The organism is Brevibacillus sp. B_LB10_24, assembly GCF_046036945.1.
GTDB lineage: Bacteria > Bacillota > Bacilli > Brevibacillales > Brevibacillaceae > Brevibacillus_C.
Genome location: NZ_JBJQOQ010000062.1, coordinates 1 through 11,142, shown reverse-complemented (window position 1 = coordinate 11,142; position 11,142 = coordinate 1). Strand labels below are relative to the sequence as shown.

Sequence of the window (11,142 nt, the reverse complement as noted above, 5' to 3'; positions counted from 1 at the left end):
GTGAATGGTGAATCCGCCGCCCATCATCGATTCCTTGTAGTCGATTTCTGTTCCTTTGATGAAGCCAGTCGTATCAAGGGTTTTAGCTGTTTTATTGTTCTCTTCTTAGGTGATGTGGATTGCTATGTAGATTACGGATTGCATTGTTCCAAGCTTGAGGATGATGCTGATACAATTATACCTAAAAATGTATGTTTGTAAAATCAAATGTGGTGTTCCATTTCTTTCTTTCTGCAAAAAAGAGTCAATTTGTTAATACGCCTATATTTTGGAATATTGTACTCATAACCTTGATGAATCTCCATTTTGACTTATTTACTATGCCGACAAACACTGCGGAAATTCCGACAGTCTCTTTTGTTAAATTACACAGTTTTTTGTAATTCATAGTAATTGATTTTAAAGGATATGTAGAATGATTTTGTTGGTAAGAAAAGTTTTTTCAACTTGCAACACCCACCGTTCTTAATTTGAATATATTCTCTTATTCAAATGAAATTCGCAGAAATTTGTTTTTTAGATGAGAATACAATATTAAAAACTTCACAACTAACAAATAACCCTTTCACCCTATTTATGAAACAAGTTAAAGAGTTATAATATTTTACATATTGAGGGAATCAATTTAGTAATCCTCCAAAAAAATTTTATCTGAGCCGAATTGAATATCTAAGGCTTTTTTTACTTCAACTATTTTTTTAGTATCCAAAGTTGTAATATATTCATCCAATCTACTTTTACTTATTGTTGTTACATTCTCCGCTAGTATCACTGAGTCTCTATTTAACAAGTTAACATAAACATGAGTCGGTAATTTAGCTTTATTTATAACAGTTGTTATAGGAATTACTGTAACCGTTTTTGAATATTTATTTGCGATATTATTCTGTATTACTAAAACTGGTCTAACAGTGTCATTACCTGTGTTACCTATCTTTGCCGAGTAAATATCCCCCATTTTTATTTGATTGGGAGCTATTCGTTGAATTTTAGACTGTTCTGAGACTATTCCCTCTTGATTTAAAGATGAGCTATCTTTTTCTTCGTGGTTTTCAGAACTTACAAAATTACCTTTCAGAATTTTTTCATAGTCCGGAAAAACTTCATATTGTTTACGTAGTTTATGAACTTCTACAAATTGTTGTTCTATTTTTGTTTTAATTTCATCTACACTATTCTTTGTATTTAAAATTACAGTTTCCATTTTACTAACTTGCTTTATTTTCTTGTTTATTTTCCTATTAATCCAACCGATAAAGAGACCAAAAATCGCTATTACAGCTGAAAAAAGACCAGCAAGTAAAGAGGAAAATGAAATAAACGAAGATAAATTTCCTTCAAGTAAGGATATTTTATCGTTCTTAGTTTCAATAAGTGCTTTATATACCTCATCTTTTATTTCCAACTCTTTTTTTATAATTTCAATTTTATTTTCTATTTCTTGACTAGAAGCAACCCTAACTTGTTGTTCAATAGTGTTTGAATTATGGTTTATTGTCTCAGCTAACGCATTTGAACTAAAAACTATGAAAATGCATATAAAAAAAAAACGTCCTTAACATTTTATTTACCTCCGAAGGGTACTTGAAACAAATTTGGACAATATTTTACTTCTTAATTACTAAAGTGAACTTTATTTCAAATATTAGAAATAGAATATTAATTACCTCAAATGTCGAATATAAGGTTATCAGCACAGAAAATACCTGAATAAAGTAAAATACTTCGATGTTACATATTCGCAAATAATCTAATAGGAATTGGATTAAAGGTGGGGTGCTGAAAAAAAAAGAAAGTAAAGTAGATGCTAAAGCACACAATATCAACAATACATGAAATTTCAGTAATTTTATCGACAGAAAAAATCTATTTCCATGCTTTTCGTACAGCTTATGCAGGTCTTCATCCTTAATAATAGCTAAAATAATAGAAATAGCAGTTAAAAGCCCACCTAACAATACTCCGATTGAAGCTGGAATCATTTTTAATCCTTCCGCACCCCAACTTCCATCTGACACAAAAGGGGTTAAAATAAGAGAAGTTATAAAAATGATGTAAAACCATATGTTCCTGAATAAAAGTCGAATCATGTCACAAAAACTACTCACCATCATCCTCACCCTTTATTCTATGAGACCCAATATTTATAAGACGTTTTATAGTCTTTACTGTTTCTACTGTAATTGTTTCATATTCCATTTCTACTTCAAAAATAGATAATTGTTGATGATTACTGTAAGTTTTTTTCCGCCTTCCTTTTCCTTTACTCTTCCCTTTAACTATCCATTCTCCACCACCATCTTCTGCCCAACCTACCGCTGACCCATATCTTTCATTATTAGAAACTCGAAGTGAACCCGATTCATTTGATACTCCAAATTCTATCTCGTTTGCATTGACGTCATTTTTTTCCTTTTCTAGTATTACTTTTAGTTCTTTGTAACTTTGACCAAGAAAATTAGGTGCTTTTAATTTAAAATTTATGCTATATATGTAATCTAACTCGCCTAGTAAACTCCAGAATCCCCCCTTGTGTGTAAGTGGTTTTATGTCAACTTCAATTCCTTGCTTATATAATTCGGAATTTAATATCCTTGTTAAATGCTTAAAAACAGTAAAAGGGTCTGGGAAAACTTGACTGTTTTTCTCAATAAATATTAGCTGCTCTTTTTCATCTATAATAAATATCACATGTGGATATAACTTTGTTGGTACTCTCTCTAGGCTCCCCTCGTTTCTCATAGGTAATTTTGCATTTGATTCCCTAGCAATTTTCCCACCTACTAATCTCCCATTACTATCAATTAGTGGTTCAATTATTATGTTAGTATATTTTTTTCTTCTATATTCAATTTGTGAACTTAGTATCTTAATAACATAAGAAATCTTCTTTTCATTTCCTTGAACATAGAATAGGTCGTTTATAGGTAATAGGGAAAATCGTCCTCCGTAAAAAATCACATTAAGCTCCCCCTCAATAAAATTTTCCGTGTCTATTGTACTATTAGACCAATTTCACAATACCATAAATATACAATATATTTAAGAGAAAAAGTTAATCGATTAATTTTCCTTTATTTGTTCTGTTACTTCTTGTTTTTTAGAGAGTTTTTTAAAATGCTATACTTTATAACAAGCTTCCCTTTAGTAAAATTTACCTAACATGTTGTCAGATACTTTGTTGCTTTTTAACATGCTACAGTAAGGGAAACCAATTAGGCTTTATACTTTTACATAATGATAACGAGTCATCCATTAATTTGGATGACTCGTTTCAATTTCAATGGTTAAAATGGTAGGTCATCATCTATGATGACTACGGGTGCAGGTTCTTCCTTAAAGCCTAATAAAATATCAAAAGGGTCTTCTCCATTATTTTCTTCTGCTACGAGATGCTCTCCATCTCCCGAATAATTTTTTTATTATAGATATACCTATCTTGGCTTTCATTCAATAATACTTCAGTTGCATTACATTCTAATTTAGATAGAATTGTTGTTAAGACTCTCATTATAGAATTTGATTTACCAACATATTTATAAATCTGATTTCTATTCCCTTTTTCATGACTAACTAATCCTACCATAGCACTAATTACTAATTCTGGTGCATGTCCACGTGCAACCTGCTTCTTTAATTCTAGTAAACCATAATTATTCTCAGGAACTTCTAGAATCAGACATTTTACGACATTAGTTACTGAAGAATGCCTGTATATCTTCATAAGCAAATCCGCAATAGATTCATTTAAAACCGTAAAATCAACTAGGATTTTAGTAATCCAAAATAATTGGTACTCAGTAATAAACTGCTTATTGATGTAACTTTCAATCTCTTCTATTATCTCATCCGATATCATCATATAATTTCTTTTTAGATTATGATATAAATTTTTGGTTAGTTGAGGAGAGTTATTTAGAACTAGTCTAACTAATTCTATAGTTTCTGCCTCAGTTGTAGTTAATAATGATAGTATAAGTTCAATATCTTCATCTTCTAGGTTTTTACCTTTATGAAGCATATCCTTTAAAAATTCAACTTCCTCATCCGTAAGTTCTTCTATTAATTCCTCATCAAATTCATCAGTGTAGGAATTTATGATTAGTCTCCTTTTTTGTAACAATGATTTTTTTACCTCTTCTATATCATTGTCGTCATTCTCTTCTTCACTTATTGTTGTTCTTACTGCAGACTTCTCCTCATTTAAAGATAAACCTTTTTCACCTATTAATTTTTGAATATAGAAAATATCATTTAATATTGTTTCTTCCTTATCAGACAATAAATAAAAATCATCCATGAAACGAATGATGTACTCACTTTTCAATTCCCTTGATGCTTCAATAAAACTTAAAAAGAAACTTCCAACTACTTTAACTGGAAAAAAGCCCTGTGGCACGCAACTTGTACTACGTCCCTCATTAATCTCTCTTAAAAACTTACCGAATTTTTCCGCTTCAGTTTGGTTAATAACTCTTGCTAGGAAGCTTACTACATCATGATGATATATATTGTTAAAAAAATTAGAAATATCTATCTTGCCGTAATATCTATATTCCTTTTTTAAACTATATAGTTTTTGTACAAAGTTCTTATATTCTTCACTTTGAGAATTATAAGTATCTCCATTAAAAACATATCCGTAGCATTCACGATTTGTATAATTTGTTGCTTGAAAGTATTTTCTGTTTCTATATACGAAATCATATAAAAATATTTGCGCTACTGGGTCTAATAAAAAAGTTTGCCTTAAATGCCTTTTATCTTTAAGAGCGTATACCCATGGTTGTATTAAGAAATACGACTGCGCATTTTCATTGATTTTTTTAATTGTTTTTTTATCTAAAACCTGAGATACCTCAGAATACTTTTCTTCGTTAAGTATTGCTTGTAACCAGGATTGAGAAAATATTTCATTATTTATATATTCTAATATATCCTCCAATCCGTATTTAGCAAATATAAGAGTAGAGCCTAGTGGAAAAAGAGTTTTATAAGAATCCTTACTAATAAAATCATAAAGATTTACAATCTGGCTCATATTTCCTCCATTTGGTAATAGTATTCTTTCATTATCATAACTCATAACACAAGAAATGGAAATCGGAATATTTATTCGCAGAATTAATATTCTATGTTTAACATACCTCCAAAATGTGCTATATTGTTCGTAGAACACCATTATAGTTTTACATTAATTATTCGTAGAATACTATTAAGCATTGGAGGAATTACATGGAACACTTGAATCAATTTCTGAACTGGCTTCATGAAGAAGGCAAGGATGAAAAAACAATCAAGGCATACAAAACAACCATTACCCAATTCATTAACTGGTACATAGGCACAGCAGGACACAGCGACATAAAAGAAATCAAACCCATAGATGTTAAAGAGTATCTCGGATACATGAAACATAGATTGAACCGTAAGCAAGCTACAATAAACAAAACTGTAGCTTCACTAAAAACATTCTTCTCTTATCTTGCGGAACGAGGATTTGTTTCAGATAATCCCATGACAAGGATTAAAATTCAGAAGGTACAAACCACAGATAAGGTTGGTGAAAAGGTTACGTCTAAATGGCTGACCAAAGAAGAACAAGAACGCTTTATCAGTTATGTAGAATTGGAGAAGAATGAATTTAAACGTCTGAGAAACCTTGCCATTATCGACATTATGCTCTTTGCCGGTCTTAGAGTGGCAGAGGTTGAAGAATTAAAAGTAGATGATGTGAAGGTAAACGGGGATATTACATTGACCATAAGGGAAGGAAAGCATGGGAAGTATGCTACCGTGGTTTTAGTCAACAAATACAGTAAAAGTTTGCGTCAATGGCTAAAATATCGCCAATCATTAACAGATGAAAAATATGCTGAATCCCCTTACCTGTTTGTCTCAGAAAGAAGTGGACAATTAGGGGCAAGGGGAATCCAAGTCATGCTTGATAAATACGCTAAACTGGCGAATATGAATAATATAACACCTCACCGCTTTCGCCATTCTTTTTGCAAGAACCTTGCTATCTCTGGTGCATCAATCGAGGTTATTAGACGACTTGCAAGACATGAATCCATCCAGACCACCTCCATTTACATTGACCCTAGCCAAGAAGAACAGCTTAAAGCTTTAAATAAGATGTAACCCACTTGCTACGGGGGGTACTTTACAGGAATATGGCTATCAAAGCCGATTGGAGCGGGATGAACACTTCCATCCACACCCCCTGTAAGTAAATTTTCACGAAACGAAAGCCAATTTAATCTGCTTTCTAGCCTTTTCTGCTATTAATAATTGCTATCCTACGACTGATAATCAAAAAAATATTACGCTCTCTGTGTGTTTTTTTATCGCAAATGTATAAATATATATGAGTAAGAATCAAATTAATTCTTTAACACATCGAATATCTGCCAAATTGATAGAATTTGCTCTGCGCTCAAAACTATATTAAGTGAACCCCTCTCCGACCCTGTTGGAGAGTTTTTTATTTTGCTCAATACATCACATCTTCGTGAAAGGTGGTGACTTCAATGAATGATACTGAATTACGTTCAGCCTTGTTAAGCTTCCAGAAACAATACGGAACATCTATAACCTTTATAGCCAATAAGTGTGGTGTTTCGAGGGAGCATCTAAGCAGATGGCTTCACAATAGCTCCTATGTTATTTCAGAACAGCTAAAAGGAAAAATCATCAAGCTAATAAAAGGGGAAATGTAGAATGACTATTATTAATGTTATCGACGCACCATGTGGTTATGGGAAAACATCTTGGGCAATTCAATATATGAACGATATGTCTATACAATCACACAGCTTTATTTATGTAACTCCATTTTTAGATGAAATTACCCGAGTAAAGAAATCAGTAAAAAACAGGAATTTTTACGAACCTCTCACCAAGAATGGTCAAACCAAACTTGAAGATTTACATAAATTATTAGGTCAAGGTAAAGATATTTGCACCACTCATGCATTATTCCAAATGGTAAATGAGGAAACCAAAGAACTGCTTAGAATTAATAACTACACACTCATTTTAGATGAAGTCATGAATGTTATTGAACAAGTTCCTTTAAGAAAAAGTGATTTAAATCTGCTACTTGATGCAGATACAATAAGTATCGTTGAGAATAATAAGGGGATAAAATATATAAAATGGAACGATCAGAAAAAAGAATACGACTCAAGATACAATGATATTAAATCAATGGCGTTGAGCAATAATTTAATGTACTGTGATAACTCTGCTCTCATATGGAATTTTCCATGTGAGGTTTTTTTATTGTTTCAAAATGTATTCATTCTAACTTATTTATTTCGTGGACAGCTACAGAGATACTATTACGATTTACATGGCATAAGGTATCGGTATTTGTCAGTCACCCAAAACGAAGGATTTTATAGCTTAATTCCTTATGTTCAAAGAAAACCTTACGATAAAAGTTCATTAAAAAAGAAAATCCTTATTCATGATAGTCATCTCAATAAAATTGGCGACAAAAGAAATGCATTGTCAAAAAGTTGGTTTGAAAAATCATCAAATAAAAACCATATTAATACATTGAAAAATCATACTTACAACTACTTCACTAATATCTGCAAGTCTAACCAAGAGAATACAATATGGACAACCTTCAAAGGCGGGGATAAAGAAAAAATCAAAAAGATGGTGAAACCCAAAAGCTTTGCTAATTCCTTCATACCTGTAACCGAAAGAGCAACTAACAGGTATAAGGAAAAATATAATCTTGCATATCTGGCGAACAGGTATATGCGCACTATAGAGAAAAAGTTCTTTGAACAATACAAGGTAAAAGTTGACGAAAATACTTATGCTCTTTCTGAATTAATACAATGGATTTGGCGAAGCAGAATTAGGGATGGTTTGCCAATCAACATTTATTTGCCCAGCAAACGAATGCGTGAACTGTTACAGCTTTATTTAGTAAGTGATGAATTTGAAGAAGCACCTGAAAACGCAATTGTTGACGAACCGCCAGGCGATTGGCACTTATAGCTCAGGCACAGATACTGCCTAAGCACATTATAATAAGCCAGTAAAAATCAAGGGTTTTAAATAAAATCCTTAAAGAAAAAAGTTAAAAATATTTCATTCCAATGTGAAGTGGCAAAAAAAGTTTGATGGTTTTTGCCATCCCTTCACTTCGTTTCGGGCTGTCTTAAAACCATCACTTTTATTCGCCACCCTTATAAATAAATTTAGAAGTAAGTAAAATAATAATTATGTCCTAGCGAATCACTTCTTGCGAGTCGAACAGCGAAGCGTTCGACTCGTGACAAGGACAAAAGCGAAGCGTTGTCCGCGTCAGCCCGCACCGAGTTTGCTCGGTGCTTTTATGTTGGAAGTGAACAAATGGTACTTTATTTGGAATTTATTTACATTATTGCTTGTGCATGATATGTTAGAGGGAATAAACCGTCTATGAGGTGTATAAGAGCAATGGGTAAAATTGAGAAATTCAAAGAAATATCACAGCAAAAGGGTTCCACTAAAAGAAATCCGCTCAATTCAAATAAGTTACGGTTAATAATGGATTTAGGTTCTGTCCCTGCGCCAAGCGAAAGTGAGAAACTTGTTGATTATATTATTAGTCTACTCCGAACAGCAAATGAAAATTGCAATTCAAAAGATGAGGTTATCGAATCTGCAACATCAAAGATTAAAAGCTACATCGATGAAAATTATCATCAACTATTAACTGAATAAAATCCAAATTCTATTTATTTATATGCAGCGGGGAAACGCTGTTTTTATTAGAATGAACAGGAAGGGGTATTCAAATGCCTGATAACAAAACAGATAAAGACACTTTATTGTCTCAACTACTCAATGCCTTGGAGCAATCTTTATCAAAACACTTATATGAAACATTGTTCAGCGGCTTTAGTATTAAGGAGATGTCCATTAACAATAACATCATCTTTGTAGCCGATAACAAAATGAAAAAGGAATGGATTGAGACTCGGTATTCATCGTTGTTGAAAAAACTACTTAAAAATATTACGAATAATGATTTCGGCATATCCATAGTTGTCATTGAGAATGATGTTAGAAATTCGAAAAACAACCCTGGAATCTCCGTTGATTCCGCATATGATTTCCTCTTTGAAAGTGAAAACAACGGGTTTGATGAGGAATACAAAGATTATATCGACAACAAGGAATTAGATGAGTTGTGGAAACAAGCATTCGGAACCGAAGAATATGAACGACAGAAAGCACTTCATGAAAAAAGAAAGCAAAAAGATGATTACAACGAGGCTGATTTGAATATTTTGGAGTGCGTTTTTTGTGGCTCTGACGATGTTCCGAACATACAATTGGATATAGATTTGCAACCAAATGTTAAAAGTATTGTTAGCATTAACGTCAAAATTAGAGCCGCGAAGTGTTCCAAATGTGGCGAAGAATACTACGATAGCGAAGCTACTGAACTGGTAAGAAAAATCGAAAAACTAATAGAAACCAAATCTAATCTCTAAAATAAAGGGACTGTTCCTTGTGACAGTCCCTTTACCTTTTATTCCTGTATTGATGTAACTACCCCATTTTCAAGATAGATTTACTTATCGCCATAATATACCCACTGTTCACTTCCCCCATTCTTTGTTGTTGTTTTATTAACTTCTTTAGGTTTACTCCTTCCCTATCAAACGCTCAAATTTGCCCTGTAGGGCTTTTCGTCTTTTAGGGGTAGTGTTTTTACCCTTCCCAACCGCTAAAACAACCTTCAAGCCGCTCCTAACAAGCCAGACAAGCAATTAAGACTCTCATCATCCCCTGCAATTCCCCCGACGTTTTAAAACACCTCTAAATAACCTACACTCTCCCTCTCCTAGTAAGGAGTTTGTTCACAGGTGAATACTCATCATGACTCTTTCTGAGGTCTTCTGTGTCCATTTGGATGTAGCGGCGTACTGTACGAATGTCTGCCCACCCACCCATTTTTTGTAATGAGAATGGGTCAATGCCATTTAACGTCATATTTTTCGCCCATGTATGGCGATAAACATGACCTGTCAGCTTCTTGCCGCTTATTCCTGCCTTCTCTCCGTAATACTTTAAGCGTTTATTAAATTGATTAGCCCCTAATGGCTCCCCAAAACATGACATAAAAATCCTGTCCGTACTAAAATGCTGTTTGTTTTCCGAAACCAGTTGAAGTATCAGCTTGGAAACATAAGTTGAAATTGGTACAAGTCTTGGCTTTCGGTTCTTGCTCCTGTCCGCAGGAATTGTTATAAACCGACTCTGGAAGTCAATGTCTGGAACTTTAAGACCAAGTAATTCTTGAATACGCAAACCACTGTCCAGCATTGTAACGATTGCTACATAATCTCTAAACCCTACGTAATCTTTTTGATTGGGCTGTGAAAGTATAGCTTTCACTTCCTCATCAGTTAGCCCATTTGTCAGGTCAATGTCTTGCTTGAGAAGATTGATGTTCTCCAACGGATTAATCTCGATTAATCTGTCTCGGCATAATTGATTAAATATTGCTTTCAGTGTACGGAGCCGAATGTTAATGGTGGTATCTGTAAGTCCAATTCTCTGCTTTTCTGCATCGATAAACTTGTGACCTTTATATCGCCTTGCATCATATCTTTGGTAGTTGATGTAGTCTCGAACTATTGTAGTAGTAATTTCATCAACAAATTCCAATTCAGAATAGTTTTCGTTAAGCCACTTGGTGAAGTATCCAAAATGCTTTTCATAATCCTTCAGAGTGCGCTCTCGTAAACCCTCAGCACGTTTAGCGTAAATGGCAAAATCGAGAGCCTGCTGAAAACTTAAACGCTGGTACTCCATTTGGTCTGGTCGTTTGCCGACAGGTACTCTTCGCTCTTTCTTTTTCAACATAATAAAAAACCTCCTCAAACATGTGTATTTGCACCATACACAAGCTTGGAGAGGTCGTAATCCGCAACCCACAATTGCTGTTTTCAGGGTTGTGTACAATCCTTTTGATGATTGCGGATGGGTTCATTTTCCTCTGCAATCCTTAACCCACCACAAATCGCACCAATTTACGTGCGAACAAAACTCGAACGCTTCAAACCCTTGTCATTCCTTAGCATTCGCTCGGCTGCCCGGCTTCTTCCCTGGTGCGGAAAG

10 protein-coding genes are annotated in these 11,142 nt (G+C 33.6%); 6 read left to right on the top strand and 4 right to left on the bottom strand.

Features of this window, described 5'->3' with window-relative positions:
* On the top strand, window positions 1–201 hold a 201-nt coding region (locus ACI7RC_RS27370; RefSeq protein ID WP_408111328.1), incomplete at its 5' end, for a hypothetical protein.
* A 424-nt stretch (window positions 202–625) separates the two neighbouring features.
* Here the strand turns inward: ACI7RC_RS27370 and ACI7RC_RS27365 are convergent.
* The 3 genes from ACI7RC_RS27365 to ACI7RC_RS27355 all read right to left on the bottom strand — a co-directional run bounded on the left by ACI7RC_RS27365 (window position 626) and on the right by ACI7RC_RS27355 (window position 5,041).
* The gene (locus ACI7RC_RS27365) at window positions 626–958 is read right to left on the bottom strand and encodes a type II toxin-antitoxin system PemK/MazF family toxin (protein ID WP_408111330.1); all 333 of its coding nucleotides are present in this window, start codon (window positions 956–958) and stop codon (window positions 626–628) included.
* A gap of 1,142 nt (window positions 959–2,100) precedes the next feature.
* Window positions 2,101–2,961 (bottom strand): hypothetical protein, encoded by an 861-nt coding sequence (locus ACI7RC_RS27360; protein WP_408111327.1) that lies wholly within the window; start codon window positions 2,959–2,961, stop codon window positions 2,101–2,103.
* A 424-nt stretch (window positions 2,962–3,385) separates the two neighbouring features.
* A complete protein-coding gene (locus ACI7RC_RS27355) occupies window positions 3,386–5,041 on the bottom strand; it encodes a reverse transcriptase domain-containing protein (protein WP_408111326.1) in 1,656 nt (551 codons plus the stop codon).
* Between the two features lie 194 nt (window positions 5,042–5,235).
* On the opposite strand from ACI7RC_RS27355, the gene ACI7RC_RS27350 reads away from it, so the two are divergent.
* From ACI7RC_RS27350 to ACI7RC_RS27330, 5 genes are all read left to right on the top strand, one after another.
* Window positions 5,236–6,144, top strand: coding sequence for a tyrosine-type recombinase/integrase (locus ACI7RC_RS27350; RefSeq protein ID WP_408111325.1), 909 nt, complete (start codon window positions 5,236–5,238; stop codon window positions 6,142–6,144).
* Window positions 6,145–6,533: 389 nt separating this feature from the next.
* Window positions 6,534–6,722 (top strand): hypothetical protein, encoded by a 189-nt coding sequence (locus ACI7RC_RS27345; protein WP_408111324.1) that lies wholly within the window; start codon window positions 6,534–6,536, stop codon window positions 6,720–6,722.
* Between the two features lies 1 nt (window position 6,723).
* On the top strand, window positions 6,724–8,022 hold the full coding sequence (locus tag ACI7RC_RS27340) for a hypothetical protein (RefSeq protein WP_408111323.1): 1,299 nt from the start codon (window positions 6,724–6,726) through the stop codon (window positions 8,020–8,022).
* 444 nt (window positions 8,023–8,466) lie between these two features.
* The gene (locus ACI7RC_RS27335; protein ID WP_408111322.1) at window positions 8,467–8,733 is read left to right on the top strand and encodes a hypothetical protein; all 267 of its coding nucleotides are present in this window, start codon (window positions 8,467–8,469) and stop codon (window positions 8,731–8,733) included.
* A gap of 74 nt (window positions 8,734–8,807) precedes the next feature.
* Complete coding sequence (locus ACI7RC_RS27330) at window positions 8,808–9,509, top strand: DnaA N-terminal domain-containing protein (RefSeq protein WP_408111321.1); 702 nt, start codon at window positions 8,808–8,810, stop codon at window positions 9,507–9,509.
* Window positions 9,510–9,846: 337 nt separating this feature from the next.
* On the opposite strand, the gene ACI7RC_RS27325 is transcribed toward ACI7RC_RS27330, so the two are convergent.
* The gene (locus ACI7RC_RS27325) at window positions 9,847–10,890 is read right to left on the bottom strand and encodes a tyrosine-type recombinase/integrase (RefSeq protein ID WP_408111329.1); all 1,044 of its coding nucleotides are present in this window, start codon (window positions 10,888–10,890) and stop codon (window positions 9,847–9,849) included.
* Window positions 10,891–11,142: the final 252 nt, after the last annotated feature.

Excerpts from the sequence above, each read along its gene's own strand:
- ACI7RC_RS27365 (WP_408111330.1), bottom strand. The coding sequence starts at position 958 with ATGGGGGATATTTACTCGGCAAAGATAGGTAACACAGGTAATGACACT.
- ACI7RC_RS27355 (WP_408111326.1), bottom strand. The coding sequence starts at position 5,041 with ATGAGCCAGATTGTAAATCTTTATGATTTTATTAGTAAGGATTCTTAT.
- ACI7RC_RS27350 (WP_408111325.1), top strand. The coding sequence starts at position 5,236 with ATGGAACACTTGAATCAATTTCTGAACTGGCTTCATGAAGAAGGCAAG.
- ACI7RC_RS27345 (WP_408111324.1), top strand. The coding sequence starts at position 6,534 with ATGAATGATACTGAATTACGTTCAGCCTTGTTAAGCTTCCAGAAACAA.
- ACI7RC_RS27340 (WP_408111323.1), top strand. The coding sequence starts at position 6,724 with ATGACTATTATTAATGTTATCGACGCACCATGTGGTTATGGGAAAACA.
- ACI7RC_RS27335 (WP_408111322.1), top strand. The coding sequence starts at position 8,467 with ATGGGTAAAATTGAGAAATTCAAAGAAATATCACAGCAAAAGGGTTCC.
- ACI7RC_RS27330 (WP_408111321.1), top strand. The coding sequence starts at position 8,808 with ATGCCTGATAACAAAACAGATAAAGACACTTTATTGTCTCAACTACTC.